We start from the raw sequence: 16,607 nt of genomic DNA on the forward strand, positions 1-16,607 counted from the left end.
CACAAAGGAGACAACCATGAAGTTCGTTTGTAAACTCGGCCGGCCCTGCTTGGCCGCCTGCATCGTCGCTGCCGCAACGCTGCCATCCATCACCATCGTTCACGCGCAGATTCCATCATCTCGACCACTCGTGATGCGCGTTGCCTACCCGGCCGGCGGCCCCGCTGATGTGGCAGCGCGCAAGATTCAGGTACCTCTGCAAACTGCACTCGGAAAGCCGGTCATCGTCGAGAACCTGCCTGGTGCCGGCGGTTCGATCGCAGCAAACAACGTGCTGATCGCAGCGCCCGACGGGCAAACGCTGCTCGTGACGACGGGCAACGACATGATCCTGTCACCGCTTGCCTTGTCGCAGGTGAAGTACAAGCCCGAACAGTACCGCCTGCTCGCTACCATTCTGCCGACCGACTTCACGCTGGTCACGAGCGCCGACCATGCGTTTTCCAGCGTTGACGCCCTCATCGAGCGGGCTCGCAGGAGCGATCAGAAGGAACTGACAATCGGGAGTTGGGGGTACGGCTCAGCACCCTACCTGGTAGGGGCGGATTTCAGTGCATCGACGAACGCACGCGTCATGGATGTTCCGTACAAGGGCGCGGCACCCGTGATCTCGGCCCTGCTGAGTCGCGAGATCGACATGGCGTTCGTGCCGCTGGCGCCCAACGTACTGGAACTCATCCGCACCGGCAAGATCAATGCGATCGGTGTCGCGAACACCAAGCGCAATCCTTATCTGCCAAAGTTGCCGACGCTGAGCGAGGGCAAATACCTGAAAAACTTCGTCTACAGCGCCTGGGCCGCGGTCTTCGTGCCCGCGTCCGTTCCAGAGCCAGTCGCCGCAGCACTGCACAAGAGCCTGGCGGAAATAACGGGAAGCAGTGATTTCCAGAACTTTCTCAAGGACTCGGCTGCACTGCCCGTAGAGCCGATGACTCCGATGCAGTCCGCCGCGTTCTACCAGGCCGAAATCGATAAATTCCGGCGCATCGCGAAGGCCATAAAGCTCGAGCCGCAATGACATGTGCGCAACCGGACAGGAAGCGGATGAACCCAATCCCAGCCAGCGGTTGCCCGCATGAATGACTTCTCAGCTGAAATGATCGAGGTGACCCCCATGGACGATTCTGTGCTTGTCGGTGGCTGCCACGGACTGTTCTTCATTCCTGCGGCGCAGGTGACGGATTACTACCGGGCACAGGGTTTGGTTGTTGCAGTGGGCCTCGTGCTCCTGCTTTTGGCGCTTGCATTTCTATCATAGCGTTTGAAGCGTTCCGACCCAATGAGCACGCGGGCTCGCGCACCCGAGCAGCGCACTGCACATTCTGCGCATCATGCAGGAATGCGTGGCCAACGTGCTGCGCCACACGCGGGCCACCACCCCATTTGCTTCAGCACCGCGACGGATGGTAAAGACGTATGCGTGGTGATCGAAGACAACGGAGCGGGCTTCGCCGTGGAGGAGGCCCTGAATCGAAGTGGCTGGGGGCGCTGTGGCTTGCTCGCTTGCTGTGGCCGGCGCGGGCAACAAGCACTTCAATTCAGCTTCAAATTCACATTCTTCGTATACGTGAACTCCAGCAACTCGGCAAAGCACTCCTCGCGGCCGATACCGGACTGCTTCACACCGCCAAACGGTGCCCCCATGAAATGCTGGCTGGCGTTGTTGATCCACACATAGCCCGTGTGGATCCGCCTGGCGGCACGGTGCGCGGTGTTGATGTTTTGCGTCCAGATCGAACCCGTGAGGCCGAAGTCCACGCCGTTGACCTGTTCAAACAGCGTGTCTTCATCGCTCCACTTGAAGACCGACATGATGGGGCCGAACACTTCTTCCTGCGCCAGCCGCATGTGCGGTTGCATGTCAGCGAACACGGTGGCTTCGTAGAAGAAACCGTCCTTGAGCGCCGGATCACTGGGCTGCTTGCCGCCGCACACCAGGCGGCCGCCGTCTTCCAGGCCCTTGGCCACATAGTCTTGCACTTTTTCAAGCTGCGCGCGGCTGACCAGCGAGCCCATGGTGGTCTTGGGGTCGGTCGGGATGCCGGGCTTGTGGCGCTCGGGCAGCAGCTTGACGACTTTCTCCAGCACCTGGTCGTGGATGGATTCGTGCAAAAAAACGCGACTGGTGGAGCCGCAGCTCTGGCCCGACCAGGTGAAGTTCATGCCGCCAATGATGCCGTTGACGAGTTTGTCGATGTCGGCATCGGGGTAGGCGATCAGCGCGTTCTTGCCGCCCAGTTCCAGCAGTACGGGCTTCAGGTTGTCGGAAGCCGTCTTCATGACGGCCTTGCCAGTGGGCACGCCGCCAATGAGGGTAATCTTGCGCACCAGCGGATGCCGGCCCATGGCGTCGCCACATTCACGACCACCGCAGAGGAAATTGGCCACGCCGGGTGGAAAGATGTCGCCGACCAGCTCGGCGAGCCGCAGGATGGACAGCGGCGCCTGGTCAGGTGATTTCACCACCACTGTGTTGCCGGCCGCCAAGGGTGCAGCAAGCCGGGCTGCGGCAAACATGAAGGGATGGTTATAGGCCACGATGCGGGCAATCACGCCCAGCGGCTCCTGTACGGTGTAGTTCAGGTTGCCATCGCCCATGGGGATGGTCTCGCCCTTGATCTCGGTGGCCAGGCCCGCGAAATAGTCGAGGCAGTCGGCAGCAAAACCGGCATCCATGGCCAGGGCAGACACCGGGTTGCCGTTGTTGAGTGCATCGAGCTGGGCCAGCGGCAAGGCATGCTCGCGCAACACGGCGGCAGCCTTGCGCAGGTAGCGCCCCCGTTCCACGGGCGGCGTCGCGGCCCAGGCCGGGAAAGCGGCGTGGGCCGCCTGAACCGCGGCATCCACATCGGCGGCATCGGCGACAGGGGCTGTCGTGATGGCCTCGTTGTAGGCCGGATTGATGGTTTCGGCATAGCGGCCTGCCTTGGGTGCATGCCAGGCGCCGCCGTAGTAGAGGCCGCGTTGGGTCGGCAAAATGCCGGCGGGGATTTCGTGTGCGCGCATGTTTGTGGGTCCTTTGATGCTTGGCTGTTCAATTCTTCGTGTTACTCCCTCTCCCTCCGGGAGAGGGTTGAGGGTGAGAGCCCTCTTGCTCCCTCTCCCTCTGGGAGAGGGAGCAAGAGGGCTCCCCGCATTCGGACGCTGTAACGGCTCCAAGGCCGCCGGCCCTCACCCTAACCCTCTCCCAGGGGGAGAGGGGAAAAGAGGAAGGGAGAGTGGCGTGTTGGCGTGTTGGCGTTTTTGCATGCTCTCGGATAGTCAATTTTTCTTCGGGCTTACTCTCTCTCCCCCCATGGAAAAGTTTGCTGAGGGCTTGCCCTCTTGCTCCCTCTCCCCCTGGGAGAGTGCGGGGGTGAGGGCTCCCCGCATTGGGAACGCTGTGCCGACTCGAAAGCCGCACGGCCCTCACCCGGCCCTCTCCCAGAGGGAGAGGGAAAGAAGCGGGGACGCGCTCAGTCTTTCGAGCGCGTCAGGCCCGCCGTCATGGCCGCGCTGTAACCGGTCTGCACCACTACATCGACCACCACGGTTTCGCCCCGTTTCACGGCGGCGATCGCGTCGACCAGAATCCTCTCGAGTTCCCCTGCATCCTCGACCGGGCCAATGCCGGTCAGGCCCTGGCCGCGCGCCATCATGGCGAGGTCGGGCGCCGGGTCGCTGATGCGCTGGCCTATCCAGCGGTTCTCGATCGGCCGCTTGCGCTGGCGCGCCACGCGCTCCTGGTGCACCTCGTCGTTGAAGAAGGAGCGGTTGTTGCACACCACCACCAGCATGGGGATGCGGGCGTTGGCCGCCGTCCAGAGCGCGTTGACGCCCATCATGTAGTCGCCGTCGCCGATCACCGCGACAGGCAGGCGGTCGCTGCCCTTGAGGCCCAGTGCGGAGCCAATCGACATGCCGGGGCCGGAGCCTATGCCGCCGCCGCCGTCGTAACCGAGGAAATCCAGCGGGTGTTTGAAGTCCCACATCTCGCCGCTCCAGCTCAGCGGCAGGCGCATCAGGCAGACCTTCTGGTCGCCGACCGCGCGCTTGAGGGTGGCGGCCAGCGTGGACACCATCATGTTGCTGGCGCCTGAAGCGCCCGGCACGGGCTGCACCGGCGCGAACACGGGCAGCGGCCGCTTGGGCGGCGCCGGCGTCTTGCGCGCCTTGACGTGCTGGTTCAGCAGGGTCACGGCCGGTTCGGGCTCGCACAGCATGAAGACGTCCACCGGCGGCAGTCCCTGGTGGTCCATGCTCCAGCCGTTGTGGCTGTAGTGGTCGACCGAGACCTGGATGATCTGGCTGCCCACGGGCTTGTCGCCCCAGGCCTGCTTGAGCGTGCCCGAGAGGTCCAGCCAATCCAGGCTCAGCACCACGTCGGCTTCGCGCAAAACCTGCTGCGCATTGGGCGTGAGGAAGGCGCCGCTGGGCGCGGCGTGCAGCGGGTGGTCGGTCGGGAAGGCCGCGCCCACGCGCAGGTCAGTCAGCACTTCGGCATTCAGGGTTTCGGCCAGCTGGATGCGTTCGGCCCACGCGGTTTCGCTGCGGGTGACGCGGCCCATCAAAATGACCGGTCGGCTGGCTTTGGACAGCAGCGCGGCCGCCTGCGCGACGATGTCATCCGAAGGCCGGGCCTGCGGCGGTGCGAGGTAGCGCGCCGGGTCGGGAATCGCTGGCCGCTCGCTGAGCTTGGACTCCTGCAGGGCCGCATCAAAACAGACATACACCGGGCCCTGGGGCGCGGTGGTGGCGATCTGCCGCGCGCGCAGCAGCGCCTCTTGCGCCGAGGGAATCGATGCCGGCTGGCAGTCCCACTTGATGAAGTGGCGCACCAGCGCGGCCTGGTCTTGCGCGGTATGTATCCAGTCGATCCAGGGGCGGCGCTTGTTGGCATCGACCGGGCCGGTGGCGCCCAGCACGATGACGGGCACGCGGTCCACCCAGGCGTCGAAGATGGCCATGGAGCCGTGCATCAGGCCGACGTTGCTGTGCAGGATGGCGATCAGCGGCTTGCCGGTGACCTTGGTGTAGCCGTGCGCGATGGCCACGGCGTGCTCTTCATGCAGCACCACCATCATCTGCGGCTTTTCATTGCCGAGGTGGTTGACGATGCTGTCGTGCAGGCCGCGAAAGCTCGCGCCCGGGTTGAGCAGCACATAAGGGATGTCCATCGCGCGCAGCATGTCGGCGATGGCATCGCTGGCCCAGACGGTCTCTTCCGGTTCGGAAGGCTGGGGAATGTCGCGGCGCACGGCGGAGCCGGAAGGAACAGTCATGAAATCTCCTGATTAAAAATAGGCGGGGCTTGTTCGGGTTTGACTTACTCGGGTTTGACTTACTCGGGCTTGATGTTGGCGGCCTTGATCACTGCCGCCCAGCGCTTCTGGTCGCTGGCGATGAGCCGGGTGAATTCGGCCGGCGTGCTGGTTTCGGCGTAAATGCCTAGCTCGGCCAGCTTGCCCTGTACGTCGGGCAAGGCCAGCGAGCGACGCAGTTCGGCGTTGAGCTTGTTGATGATGGCCCGCGGTGTTTTGGCGGGGGCCACCATGCCGATCCAGATGTCGCTCTCGTAATTGGGAACGGTTTCAGCGATGGTCGGCACATTGGGCAAGAGATCGACGCGCCTGGTGCCGGTGGTGCCCAGCGCGCGCAGCTTGCCGCTGCGGATGTGCGGCAGCGCCGAATTCATAGGGCAGAACATCACGTCCACGATGCCGCCCAGCACGTCGACCAGCGCCGGCGCCGAGCCCTTGTACGGAATCTGCGTGATGCGGGTGCCCGTCATGTACTTGAAGACTTCGGCCGCCATGTGCTGCGGACTGCCGGAGCCGGCGGACGCGTAGGACAGTTTTTCGGGGTTGGCCTTGGCCAGCGCGATCAGCTCGGCCACCGTGGTGGCCTGCACCCTGGCGGGAGACACCACCAGCACCATGGGCACGCGGCCCATCATCGTGATGCCGGTCAGGTCGCGGTTCACGTCAAACGGCAGCTTGGGATACAGCACCGGGTTGACCGCCACGGTCTGGTTGGGCGCGACCGCGATGTTGTAGCCGTCGGCTTCCACCTTGGCCATGAAGTCGGTGGCGATATTGCCGGCCGCGCCGGGCTTGTTGTCAACGATGACGGGCTGGCCGAAAGCCTCGGACATCTTCTGGCCCAGGATGCGAGCCAGCACGTCGTTGGAACCGCCGGGCGGCAGCGGCACGACGATGTGTATGGGCTTGGTCGGGTAGTCCTGGGCCCAGCCCGGCGGGCTGGCAAAGGCAGCGGAAAGGCAGAGGGCGAGCATCCCGGTGCGGCGGTTGATTCTCATGTTTTGTCTCCAGTATTTATTGCGCGAATTAACGAACGCAAGTCATCCTAGTTAAGACTCGAGATTGATTCAATCTTGAACATTGAATCAATGTCAAATGCCCCCACGGTCGCCTGACCGATCCGGTTTTCACCAGCAGGGGCCGCGGGACTGGCYTTGCCAGACCGCAGGCGGGCGGCCCCCTCGGGGGGCAGGGARCTACACGAAGTGAGCGACCGTGGGGGCCACAAACTTCGCACGCGGCCGCAGCAGCGTGCCGCTGGCGCGCTGCTCCTGCACATGCGCGACCCAGCCCGCGAGCCGGCCCAGCACAAACAGCGCGGCCGTGGCCTGGCGCGGCAGGCCCATGGCGCGGGCCATCACGACCAGTGCCAGTTCCTGCCTGGGCAGCAGGCCCGCGCTGCTGCGCATCTCGTCGATGAAACGCGAGATCGCGCGCAGTTCGCGGCTGGGGTTCTGGCGGGCGAACACCATCTCGAGCAGCTGCGCGGCGCGCGGGTCGCCCTTGGGGTAGAGCGGGTGGTCAAAGCCGGGAACGCTCTGGCCCTGCGCATGCAGCTTGTGGGCGCGCTTGACGAGCACGGCCTTGGTCTGGGCCTGGCCCAGGAAGTCTTCCACCCGTTCGTACATGCGGCCCACGTCCACGCCGGAGGTTGCGCACAGCGCCGACGCCAGGCAGCTGTGCAGCGTGCCGCCGGCGGAGGCCACCACGCGGGCGCTCAGCGTGCCGGGGGGCAGTTCATGGTCAGCCATCAGGATCAGCATGGCGCGCAGGGCTTCGCTATTCTCGGCGGTGGGCTGCACGGCCAGCGCATGCAGCAGACCGGTGACCACGGACTCGCCTCTTTGCATGGGCCGGTACCTTTGCGCCGCACCGACAAAGCCGCAGCAGGCCACCACCGTCTGCATGATTTCGCGGGCGGCCGGCAGGGTTTTGCCCTGCGACAGTCGCTCGGCCACCGGGCCGCGCCGCATGCCCAGCAGCAGGACCACCAGCGCGAACGATTCCAGCACGTTGCCCTGCGCCTGCAGCGAGGTCAGCGTCTGCGTGAGTTTGACGAGTTCGGCCGAGGGCTTGCGCACCGGCCAGGCCGGGGCCTGCGCCTGTGCCTGGGTGTCGAACTCGCCGGTCCACAGCAACTCGGCGACCGCTTCGAAAGAGGTGCCCGAACGGACCAGGTCGGCGGCCAGGTGGCCGCGGTAGCGCGGCCCCTGCTCGGTGATCTCGGTGATGGAGGTCGGGAAAATCGGCTCGCCCCAGTTCATGGCCGAGGCCGCCACCGCGCCATGGCCGGAGCGCGCCAGCGAGCGCATGCCCACGCGTGTGAGGTCGTCACGCAGGTAGAGTTTGTCCTTCTGGCCTTGCTGGGCCACGCTGCGTATCCAGCCCCGGCTCACATAGGCGTACAGCGTCTGCTGCCTGACGTTGAGAATTTTCATGGCTTCGGCCGCCGAGGCGTAATCGCGGCGCAGCGCTTTGTCCGGGTGGTCCATGGGTGTGCCTTAAGGTCTCCTGGCGAAATGATGGCAGCTTGCCGCGGCCCAGCAGCTCATCGCATCACGATGATGACTATACCCAGCAAGGTCAAGGCACTGCCCAGCACGGTGGTGGCCGTGATGTCCTCTTGGTCTTTGAACAGCAGGTGACTGAGCGGAAAGACCAGAAGCGGGGTGCACAGCGTCACCAGGGTGGCAATCGCCAGCGGGATGTAGCGCATGGAGCTGATCACGCAGATCTGCGCAGAAATCGTACACACGCCAATCAGTGCATACAGCCATGCGCCGCTGCGGCTGGCTGAGCGCAAGCGGATGGCGAGCTCACGTTTGCCGGCGCTGAAGGCCAGATGCAGCCCCAGCCCGCACACCGCACCCGCCAGCGCGCCCAGGATGGGTTCGTTCCAGTCGCGCACGGCGGCGCCGCGCAGCACATTGCCAATCGCATACGCCAATGAACTGCCCAGGCCAAGCAACAGGGCCGACTCCAGCAGACGCTCATGCACGGTCGCCCTGGCCGTGATGGGGGCCGCGTCCGAGCCGGACGCCATATCAGGGACGGATTGGCGGCGAACGAAGAATCCCGGCTTGTAACTTGCCAGAATCAAGCCGCCAATGGTCATGACCATGCCTCCGGCGACCAGCAGCGTCAGATGTTCGCCGAGCAACAGCCATGCCATCAGCGCCGCAAATAGCGGGCTGCTCACCTGGAACAGACTGGCTCTGGCCGGGCCGAAGCGGACCACCGACTCGTAAAAAAACCATTGCCCCAGGTAGGTGGAAAATGCGCCGGCCAGCACAAACAACCAGAAGGCCTGCGCATTCCATTGCACGCCGCCGCCCCGCACGGCGAGTTGAACCGCGAAAACCAGCGCGGAAAAAACAACATTCACGACCGTCGCAATCAAAAACCCCAGGTCAAGCGGGATGCGGCTGGAGGCGACCTTGGTGACCAGGGTTGATGTGGCGAAGAGTAACAAGGCCCCCGCCGCCAGCAGGTAGCCGATGAGCCCATCAGACATCGGCCGCCAACCCCGGGCACGTGGGCGCCATCACGCGTCAGATCTTGAATGCTTCAAGCGATTCGGGGGCAAACAGTTCACGCGGCTCAAGCAGTCGCCTGGAGAGGCCTTGCTCAAACGAGTAGCGCAGGAAGGTTCGCAGGGTTGCCTCATTCTTCTCAAACCCATAGGGCCAGAAGTCTTCGCCCATCTCCCGCCTGACCTGCTCCACATGCGAGGTCAGCCAGGGGAGCATGGCCTTGAGCGCAGCGGTTTCGTACAGGTCTTCGTACGTGCGACGCTGGGACTCCTCCAGCGCTTTCATCATGGAGCGTGCGACCCAGCGGTTGGCCTCGTACACGTCGCGACGAATCGCCACCGTGTGCATGATGGGAAATATTCCGGTTTCCCTGAAGTAGTTGCGCTCCACCTGCTCGTAGTCTTCAAACAGGCGCAGGACCCGGCCACCGCCCTTGAGAAAGCTCGACGGCATGCGCGCGGTGTAGAGCGCATCAATCTCGCCGTCGAGCAGCATCTGCGCCAGCGTCTGTTCAGGGCCAATGCGTTCCACCCTGATATTCGGCGGCAAATCAAGCTTGATCTTTTCCGGCCGCCCCGGCTCTTCTTCGCCGCCGGTGAAGTAGGTGACGCTGTCCACCGGCACGCCGTAGTGGTCGGACAAAATGCCGCGAATCCAGACCGGTGCGGTCATCTGGTATTCGGGATTGCCGACGCGCTTGCCAATCAGGTCCCGGGCTTCACGGATACCCGATTTGGCGTTCACATAAATGCAGGAGTGCCGAAAAAAACGCGAGGGAAAGACCGGAATCGCCACAAATGGCCGCGCCTCGCTGAACAGCGACACGGTGTAGGAAGACAGCGACATCTCGGCCACCTCGAACTCCTTGTGCCTGAGCATGCGAAAGAAGGTTTCCTCGACCGGCATGTTGAGGTAATTCAAGTCGATGCCGTCAGGCTGCACGCTCCCGTCCATCAAGGCACGGGTACGGTCATAGTTCCAGCAGCCGAAGCTCAGTTTAAGTTTTGACATGTAGATGGTTACTCCGATTTGATGCCTGCAGCGGCGATGGCTTTGGCCAGGCGCTCGTTTTCGCCCAGGATGGCCTTGTTGTAGTCGGCAGGTCCGCTGCCGATCGGGTCGATGCCGGCATTGTTGAGTATCTGTATCACCTCGGGCATTTTGGCAATCTGCGCCATTTCCGCGCTGATGCGCTCAATGGCGCTGGCCGGCGTGCCGGTGGCGGCCAGCACACCCACGATGGGCGCAAAGTCAAACCCTGGAATGACCTCGGCAATGGCAGGCACACCGGCTGCCTGGCTGGAGCGATGCGCCGCATTGGTGGCCAGCAGTTTGACCTGCCCCGCTTTCACAAAACCCGACAGCGAAGGCAATGCCGAAAACAGCGCTTCCACCTGGCCGCCGATCAGCGCGGGGACTGACTGCCCGGAGCCCTTGAAGGGAACGTGCGTCAGGTCCAGGCCAAGCGAGCCTTTCATTGCTTCCATCGTCAGGTGGTGCGTGCTGCCAATGCCGGAGGAGCCGTAGTTCAGCGTACCCGGTTTGGCTTTGGCGAGAGCAATGAACTCCTGCAGGGTGTTGGCGGGCACCTTGGGATGCACCGCCAGGTACAGCGGAGCCCGCGCCGCCAGGGACACCGGCATGAAGTCCCTTTTATAGTCGTAGCCCAGATTCTTGTAGATCGTTGGATTGATGGAGAACATCGAACCGTCGGTAACCAGGAAGGTGTAACCGTCTTTGGGCGATGTGGCCAGCACCTGCGCGGCCACCACGCCATTGGCGCCGGGTTTGTTGTCAATCACCACCGGCTGGCCCAGCCTGTCACCCAGGCGCTGCGCAAAAATGCGCGCGACGGTGTCAGGCAAGCCGCCCGCCGAATAGGGCACTACAAACTTGATGGGTTTGTTGGGGTATGCGCCCTGGGCGCGTGCACCGATGGGCAACAGCAATGTGCAAGCCGTCAGCAGCGCGGTGGCGAGTAAAAAAATACGCCGTGGTTTCATGGAATGTCTCCGTTTGGTTTCATGGCAAGGGGCAGGGGTAAGGTCAGGGGCAAGGTCAGGATAGATACGTGATAGATACGTCAGCCCTACTGGGCGGACGTGGAATAAGAAGGCTCGAGCGCGGGCGCACTGGAGTCCCAAACGTGAGACGCGGGGAAAGCGCGCCAATCGGTGGTCTTGGGTACGATGGCCTGAAACGCGCAGATGCTGGCTGGTATGCGGGCCTCACCCGTGCCGATGGCGGTCCCGCCGGCCTGGAATGCACGCACCGCCTCCAGCATCTGTTTGCGAAACTCCACCACAGCCAGGTCGCTGGCGCCCAGCCGCTCATGGGTGCGGTCGGCAATGGGCCCCATGGTCACCCACATCGCAATGTCCTGGTTGGGAAAACCGGTGATGCCCGTGAAGTTTCCCGCCTTCATCGCGGCGCGGTCCTGCCAGAAGTGGTTGCCGCGGTTGCGCAGCGGCATGTATTTTTCATCGAGATCAACCCCCACCTGCTGGCCCAGGAACTTCCGCCAGGTGGCGGTTTCCGGGGTTTGAGAGGGATGACCCCAGGCGATGAAGTAAAACGCCGTATGGGTGTCGTCCATGGGCACGTTGATATTGGCTACGTTGTACAGGTTGTTGGGCGGAATCAGCGCGGTAGCCGGGGCCACGAAGACGGTTGAGCGAATGTAATCGTTCGCGGCCGCATTGCTGATGGGCCGGCGTATGGCCGCATACCGGAAACCATAGGCGCCGCGCTCCACCTGCATGCGGGGCGCCTTGTCGGTGGACGGCCGCAGCCAGTTGGTGTCGGTCGCCTTGGCGGTGTCAACGCGGGCGGGCACCATGTCCGACGAATGCAGGCTGGAGCTGTGCGCCGAATCAATGGCACCTTCCAGGATCTGCGCCCAGTTGCAGGGAATGATGGCTTTCGCGACCGTCACCTGCGTGTCTGCAGTAGGAGCCCAGGCGGGCGGCTGAAACTCGGGGAGCGTGTCGGGCGGCCCCATGTAGGCCCAGACAAAACCGCCCCACTCCCTGGTGGGATAGGCCAGGTGCTTTACCTTTTGCGCCATGCCGCTGGCCGCAGGCTCCGACACCATTTCAAGCACATTCCCCTCGACGTCCATCTTCCAGCCGTGGTACAGGCAGCGCAGGCCGCAGTCCTCGTTGCGGCCGAACACCAGCGACACGCGCCGATGCGGGCAGTATTCGTCCATCACGCCCACGCGGCCATTGGTATCGCGAAACACCACCAGGTCCTCACCAAACATCCGGGCCTTGATGGGTGTGCCGTCGGGCTCACTGACTTCTTCAATCAGGCAGACCGGCGTCCAGTGGCGGCGCATCAACTGGCCCATGGGCGCGCTGCCTTCAACGCGGCACAACAACTCATTTTCTTCAAAGGTCAACATCTCAAAATTCCTCAAATCGATTGACTGGCGTCAACTAAAAACCAAAACAAAAAACCGCTTGCAAATCCCGGCCAGGAAGATTATTCTTAGATGACTAAGATTATTCGCGATTTCCAGATTTGTCAAGACTGTTTACGAAAGGCCACGATGAGCGTTAACCCTGACGTCGGCGCGAGCGCGGGCGGCACACCGGCCGAGCCGGATTTTTTCAACCTCAAGGTCGTGCGCAAGGAAGCTGTTGCGCAAGGCATTTACCTGTTCGAATTGCGCCATCCGGAGGGTCTGGATTTGCCGGCTTTCACCGCGGGATCGCATCTCACGGTTCAAGTGCCCAATGGCGCCCGGCGAAACTACTCCCTGTGCAGCGACCCGGCCGACACCCGTTGCTACCAAATTGCCGTCAAGCGCGACGCCGCGGGCCGCGGCGGCTCTGTCAGCATGGCCGACGATGTGCAGGTGGGCCAGTTGCTGGCGGTCAGCGCGCCGCGCAATAACTTTGAATTGCACCCACGGGCCTCCAGCTTTCTGTTCATTGCCGGGGGCATCGGCATCACGCCGGTTGTGTCCATGATGCGGCATCTCAAAAGGCAGGGGCGCCATCCGTTCAAGCTGATCTACTGCACCCGGGACGCCGACAGCACGGCATTTCTGCAGGAGTTGACCGGGCCGGAATTCGCGGAGCACGTGCAGTTGCACCATACCCACGGCGATGCCGGCAAAGCCCTGGACTTGTGGCCGGTGTTCGAAACTCCGGGCAGCGCGCATGTGTATTGCTGCGGCCCGCGCGGCCTGATGGACGCGGTGGCCGACATGTCGGGCCACTGGCCATCCGGCGCTATCCACTTTGAGAGTTTTGGCGTTGATGCCAGCGTCTACGCGGCCGACACGGCGTTCACCGTGCGCCTGCACAAGACCGGCGTCAATGTGCCGGTGGACGCGCGGCAAAGCATTCTGCAGGCGCTGCGGGCCTGCGGCCATCATGTGACCAGTTCGTGTGAAAGCGGCACCTGCGGGTCTTGCCGCACCACGCTGCTGGCGGGCGAAGCCGAACACCGGGACATGGTCTTGAGCGACGACGACAAGATGCACCAGATCATGGTCTGCGTGTCGCGTGCAAAATCTGCCGAACTCGTACTGGACTTATGAAAAAGCACACCCTGCAAATCGGCATCGTCGGGCTGGGCCGGGCTTTTACGCTCATGCTGCCGACGTTTGTGCACGACAGCCGCGTCAAACTGGTGGCGGCGACTGACCCCCTGCCCGCCGCCAGGGCGCAGTTCGAAAGGGATTTTGGCACCCCAACGTACGACTCGATGGAAGCCCTGTGCGCCGACCCCGCGGTTCAGGTGATCTACATCGCCTCTCCGCACCAGTTTCATGCGGCCCACGTGTGCCTGGCGGCCTCCTTCGGCAAGCACGTGCTGGTGGAAAAACCAATGGCGCTCACGCTGGAGGAATGCACGCGCATGATTGAAGCGACCCGCAGCGCGGGCGTCCATCTCATCGTCGGTCACAGCCACAGCTTCAACGCGCCCATCCGGCGCGCCCGGGAAATCATTGACAGCGGGCTCTACGGCAACGTCCGGATGATTTCAGCGCTGAACTTCACCGACTTCCTCTACCGGCCGCGCCGCCCGGAAGAACTGGACACACGGGCCGGCGGTGGCGTGATTCACAGCCAGGCGACACACCAGATGGACATCGTCCGCTTGCTCGGTAGCGGGCTGGTCAACAGCGTGCGCGCCCACACCGGTGCCTGGGACCCTGCCCGCCCCACCGAGGGTGCTTACAGCGCCCTGCTGGGGTTTGAAGGCGGCGCCTTTGCATCCACCACCTACAGCGGCTACGGCCACTACGATTCGGACGAGCTGATGGACAACATCGGCGAGATGGGCCAGGCCAAAAACCAGGGCGACTACGGCGCTGCGCGCAAGCGGCTGCAGGGCGCTGCCACCTCCACCGAGGAAGCCGCGCTGAAAGCGGCACGCAACTACGGTGGCAGCCTCTACGTTCCGTCCATGACCTTGCCCCAGCCCCAGGCAGCGGCGCATCAGCATTTCGGGCAAGTCATCGTCAGTTGCGAAAAGGCGGACCTGCGCCCGGGTCCTTTGGGCATTGCCGTCTATACCGACCGTGAGAAAATTTTCGAACCCCTTCCCTGCCCCGCCATTCCCCGCCAGGAAGTGATTGACGAACTCCATGAAACCCTGGTCGATGGTCGCCCGGCTGTTCACAGCGGCGAATGGGCACGGGCTACCACGGCGGTCTGTCTGTCCATTCTGGAATCGGCAAGGTCGGGCAAAGAGTGCCATCCCGGGCATCAAGTCGGTCACAATATCAATTCATGAGCAATGACACCCAGAGCATCATCCGCCACTGGCGCGAAGCCGTTCCCAATGACCGCCTCGCGCACCTGATCCGCGACGCTTCGCGCGCCTTTCACAGGGCCTTGCAGGTCCGCCTGGCGCAGCATGGGGTGCCGTTTGGCCACTGGACTTTTCTGCGCATCCTCTGGGAGTCCGACGGTCTCACGCAAAAAGAACTCAGCGAGCGCGCCGGCGTGATGGAGCCCACCACCTTTTCCGCGATGAAGGCCATGGAAGCTCTGGGCTACATCATTCGCAAGCAGCTGCCTACCAACAAGAAGAATGTGTATGTCTATCTGAGCAGCGAAGGCCGCGCACTGAAGAAAAAGCTCGTACCCCTGGCGGAGGAAACCAACAACGTGAGCATTGAGGGCATTGCTGCCGACGAGATCAGGATCACCCGCAAGGTATTGCTCGCCATGATCGAGAATCTGGCCGCCGATGAACTGCTGCAAGCCCCGCCCGCCGCCAGGCGCAAGGCTGCGGCAGCCAAACCTGCAAACTCATCGGGAAAGCCGCGCAAAAGCCCGGCGCCGGTAAAAGGCAAAAAAGCCGCCGCCTGACGGTGAATCGCAGGCCGGCGACTTTTACTTTTTCAGCCTGGGGCTGATCAAGTCAGATCAGATCAGCTTGACGCCGGTTTTGGCCTGCAGCGATTCTTTCGTCACGCCTGGCGCAAGCTCCATCACCTTCAGGCCCTGCGGCGTCACGTCCATCACCGCCAGATCGGTGATGATGCGATCGACCACGCCCACACCCGTCAACGGCAGTGTGCAGTGCGGCAGGATCTTCATGTCCTCGGTGCCGTCTTTCTTCCTGGCGACGTGCTCCATCAGGACGATCACGCGCTTCACGCCGGCGACCAGGTCCATGGCGCCGCCCATGCCCTTGACCATCTTGCCCGGAATCATCCAGTTGGCCAGGTCGCCTTTTTCGCTGACCTGCATGGCGCCCAGGATGGACAGGTTGATCTTGCCGCCACGAATCATCGCGAAGCTGTCATGGCTGCCGAAGATGGACGAACCTTTGATGGTGGTGACCGTCTGCTTGCCGGCATTGATCAGGTCCGCGTCAACCTGATCTTCTGTCGGGAACGGGCCAATGCCCAACATCCCGTTTTCGGACTGCAGCCACACCTCCTTGTCGCCGGTGAAATTGGCCACCAGGGTCGGGATGCCGATGCCGAGGTTCACGTAAAAACCGTCTTCGAGTTCCTGGGCGGCGCGTGCCGCCATCTGGTCTTGGGTCCAAGGCATGGTCAAACTCCTGCTTTCTCGGTAATGGTCCGCTTTTCAATGCGCTTCTCGGGGTTCGCATTGAGCACGATGCGGTGCACGTAAATGCCCGGCAGGTGGATGTCGTCGGGCGCCAGCTCGCCGACTTCGACGACCTTCTCCACCTCGACGATGCAGACCTTGCCGGCCATCGCGGCGGCCGGGTTGAAATTACGGGCTGTGAGGTTGAAGCGCAGGTTCCCGGACTTATCGGCCACATGCGCCTTGACCAGGGCCACGTCGGGCACCAGCGAGCGCTCCATCACATAGGTCTCGCCGTCGAATTCGCGCAACTCCTTCCCCTCGGCCACCTGCGTGCCGACGCCGGTCTTGGTGAAGAAGGCCGGGATGCCGGCGCCGCCGGCGCGCAGCTTTTCGGCCAGCGTGCCCTGGGGCGTGAATTCAAGCTCCAGCTCGCCGGCCAGGTACTGCCGCTCGAATTCCTTGTTTTCGCCGACGTAGCTGGAAATCATTTTCTTGATCTGCCGCGTTTCCAGCAGCTTGCCCAGGCCGAAGCCGTCCACGCCGGCATTGTTGGAAATAACCGAGAGGTTCTTCACTCCGCTGTCGCGCAGCGCGTCAATCAGGGCTTCGGGAATGCCGCATAGGCCAAAGCCGCCAACGGCCATCAACTGGCCGTCCTTGACCACGCCCTGAAGGGCCTCGGCCGCGGAGGGAAAGAGTTTGTTCACAAATAGTCTCCTGATGTAATTCAGCGGTGGTTCAAC

At 63.0% G+C, this 16,607-nt stretch carries 15 protein-coding genes and 1 pseudogene; 6 read left to right on the forward strand and 10 right to left on the reverse strand.

The annotated features are described in order from the left end of the window. Window positions 1-16: 16 nt before the first annotated feature. The 3 genes and pseudogenes from AC1DS5_RS05255 to AC1DS5_RS05265 form a co-directional block, all read left to right on the forward strand. Window positions 17-1,018 (forward strand): tripartite tricarboxylate transporter substrate binding protein, encoded by a 1,002-nt coding sequence (locus AC1DS5_RS05255; protein WP_477717192.1) that lies wholly within the window; start codon window positions 17-19, stop codon window positions 1,016-1,018. A gap of 57 nt (window positions 1,019-1,075) precedes the next feature. Further along, on the forward strand, window positions 1,076-1,258 hold the full coding sequence (locus AC1DS5_RS05260; protein ID WP_477717193.1) for a hypothetical protein: 183 nt from the start codon (window positions 1,076-1,078) through the stop codon (window positions 1,256-1,258). 43 nt (window positions 1,259-1,301) lie between these two features. Further along, window positions 1,302-1,486: pseudogene (locus AC1DS5_RS05265) on the forward strand (ATP-binding protein); the annotation flags it as partial. A 47-nt stretch (window positions 1,487-1,533) separates the two neighbouring features. Here AC1DS5_RS05265 and AC1DS5_RS05270 read toward each other — a convergent pair. The 8 genes from AC1DS5_RS05270 to AC1DS5_RS05305 form a co-directional block, all read right to left on the reverse strand. Continuing rightward, window positions 1,534-3,006 carry an aldehyde dehydrogenase family protein gene (locus AC1DS5_RS05270; RefSeq protein WP_477717194.1) on the reverse strand — a complete coding sequence of 491 codons (1,473 nt, stop codon included), beginning with the start codon at window positions 3,004-3,006 and terminating at the stop codon, window positions 1,534-1,536. Window positions 3,007-3,455: 449 nt separating this feature from the next. Then, window positions 3,456-5,261, reverse strand: a complete 1,806-nt coding sequence (locus tag AC1DS5_RS05275; protein WP_477717195.1) for a thiamine pyrophosphate-binding protein — start codon at window positions 5,259-5,261, stop codon at window positions 3,456-3,458. A gap of 59 nt (window positions 5,262-5,320) precedes the next feature. Beyond that, the gene (locus AC1DS5_RS05280; RefSeq protein WP_477717196.1) at window positions 5,321-6,298 is read right to left on the reverse strand and encodes a Bug family tripartite tricarboxylate transporter substrate binding protein; all 978 of its coding nucleotides are present in this window, start codon (window positions 6,296-6,298) and stop codon (window positions 5,321-5,323) included. A gap of 198 nt (window positions 6,299-6,496) precedes the next feature. Beyond that, window positions 6,497-7,792, reverse strand: a complete 1,296-nt coding sequence (locus AC1DS5_RS05285) for a citrate synthase (protein ID WP_477717197.1) — start codon at window positions 7,790-7,792, stop codon at window positions 6,497-6,499. Between the two features lie 56 nt (window positions 7,793-7,848). Beyond that, the gene (locus AC1DS5_RS05290; RefSeq protein ID WP_477717198.1) at window positions 7,849-8,814 is read right to left on the reverse strand and encodes an EamA family transporter; all 966 of its coding nucleotides are present in this window, start codon (window positions 8,812-8,814) and stop codon (window positions 7,849-7,851) included. Window positions 8,815-8,851: 37 nt separating this feature from the next. Then, on the reverse strand, window positions 8,852-9,844 hold the full coding sequence (locus tag AC1DS5_RS05295) for a substrate-binding domain-containing protein (protein ID WP_477717199.1): 993 nt from the start codon (window positions 9,842-9,844) through the stop codon (window positions 8,852-8,854). 8 nt (window positions 9,845-9,852) lie between these two features. Next, entirely contained in the window at window positions 9,853-10,836 is a 984-nt protein-coding gene (locus AC1DS5_RS05300; RefSeq protein WP_477717200.1) for a Bug family tripartite tricarboxylate transporter substrate binding protein, read from the reverse strand. Between the two features lie 86 nt (window positions 10,837-10,922). Beyond that, window positions 10,923-12,239: a Rieske 2Fe-2S domain-containing protein gene (locus tag AC1DS5_RS05305; protein ID WP_477717201.1), complete on the reverse strand. Its 1,317-nt coding sequence runs from the start codon at window positions 12,237-12,239 to the stop codon at window positions 10,923-10,925. A gap of 147 nt (window positions 12,240-12,386) precedes the next feature. Here AC1DS5_RS05305 and AC1DS5_RS05310 point away from each other — a divergent pair, with 147 nt between their 5' ends. From AC1DS5_RS05310 to AC1DS5_RS05320, 3 genes are read left to right on the forward strand one after another with little or no spacing between them, the layout of a single operon-like run. Next, window positions 12,387-13,385: a PDR/VanB family oxidoreductase gene (locus tag AC1DS5_RS05310; protein ID WP_477717202.1), complete on the forward strand. Its 999-nt coding sequence runs from the start codon at window positions 12,387-12,389 to the stop codon at window positions 13,383-13,385. Beyond that, the gene (locus AC1DS5_RS05315; protein WP_477717203.1) at window positions 13,382-14,587 is read left to right on the forward strand and encodes a Gfo/Idh/MocA family protein; all 1,206 of its coding nucleotides are present in this window, start codon (window positions 13,382-13,384) and stop codon (window positions 14,585-14,587) included. The genes AC1DS5_RS05310 and AC1DS5_RS05315 overlap by 4 nt, the downstream gene beginning before the upstream one ends. Next, window positions 14,584-15,168 carry a MarR family winged helix-turn-helix transcriptional regulator gene (locus AC1DS5_RS05320; protein WP_477717204.1) on the forward strand — a complete coding sequence of 195 codons (585 nt, stop codon included), beginning with the start codon at window positions 14,584-14,586 and terminating at the stop codon, window positions 15,166-15,168. The genes AC1DS5_RS05315 and AC1DS5_RS05320 overlap by 4 nt, the downstream gene beginning before the upstream one ends. A gap of 57 nt (window positions 15,169-15,225) precedes the next feature. Here AC1DS5_RS05320 and AC1DS5_RS05325 read toward each other — a convergent pair whose 3' ends face one another. Next, window positions 15,226-15,861 carry a 3-oxoacid CoA-transferase subunit B gene (locus AC1DS5_RS05325; protein ID WP_477717205.1) on the reverse strand — a complete coding sequence of 212 codons (636 nt, stop codon included), beginning with the start codon at window positions 15,859-15,861 and terminating at the stop codon, window positions 15,226-15,228. A 2-nt stretch (window positions 15,862-15,863) separates the two neighbouring features. Continuing rightward, complete coding sequence (locus AC1DS5_RS05330) at window positions 15,864-16,571, reverse strand: CoA transferase subunit A (protein WP_477717206.1); 708 nt, start codon at window positions 16,569-16,571, stop codon at window positions 15,864-15,866. Between the last annotated feature and the right edge of the window lie 36 nt (window positions 16,572-16,607).

The organism is Polaromonas sp. P4_H1 (assembly GCF_056400945.1).

Coding starts and splice junctions, on each gene's coding strand:
- AC1DS5_RS05285 (WP_477717197.1), bottom strand. CDS start 7,792: ATGGACCACCCGGACAAAGCGCTGCGCCGCGATTACGCCTCGGCGGCC.
- AC1DS5_RS05300 (WP_477717200.1), bottom strand. CDS start 10,836: ATGAAACCACGGCGTATTTTTTTACTCGCCACCGCGCTGCTGACGGCT.
- AC1DS5_RS05310 (WP_477717202.1), top strand. CDS start 12,387: ATGAGCGTTAACCCTGACGTCGGCGCGAGCGCGGGCGGCACACCGGCC.
- AC1DS5_RS05295 (WP_477717199.1), bottom strand. CDS start 9,844: ATGTCAAAACTTAAACTGAGCTTCGGCTGCTGGAACTATGACCGTACC.
- AC1DS5_RS05290 (WP_477717198.1), bottom strand. CDS start 8,814: ATGTCTGATGGGCTCATCGGCTACCTGCTGGCGGCGGGGGCCTTGTTA.
- AC1DS5_RS05325 (WP_477717205.1), bottom strand. CDS start 15,861: ATGCCTTGGACCCAAGACCAGATGGCGGCACGCGCCGCCCAGGAACTC.
- AC1DS5_RS05260 (WP_477717193.1), top strand. CDS start 1,076: ATGAATGACTTCTCAGCTGAAATGATCGAGGTGACCCCCATGGACGAT.
- AC1DS5_RS05280 (WP_477717196.1), bottom strand. CDS start 6,298: ATGAGAATCAACCGCCGCACCGGGATGCTCGCCCTCTGCCTTTCCGCT.
- AC1DS5_RS05275 (WP_477717195.1), bottom strand. CDS start 5,261: ATGACTGTTCCTTCCGGCTCCGCCGTGCGCCGCGACATTCCCCAGCCT.
- AC1DS5_RS05270 (WP_477717194.1), bottom strand. CDS start 3,006: ATGCGCGCACACGAAATCCCCGCCGGCATTTTGCCGACCCAACGCGGC.
- AC1DS5_RS05320 (WP_477717204.1), top strand. CDS start 14,584: ATGAGCAATGACACCCAGAGCATCATCCGCCACTGGCGCGAAGCCGTT.
- AC1DS5_RS05305 (WP_477717201.1), bottom strand. CDS start 12,239: ATGTTGACCTTTGAAGAAAATGAGTTGTTGTGCCGCGTTGAAGGCAGC.
- AC1DS5_RS05315 (WP_477717203.1), top strand. CDS start 13,382: ATGAAAAAGCACACCCTGCAAATCGGCATCGTCGGGCTGGGCCGGGCT.
- AC1DS5_RS05255 (WP_477717192.1), top strand. CDS start 17: ATGAAGTTCGTTTGTAAACTCGGCCGGCCCTGCTTGGCCGCCTGCATC.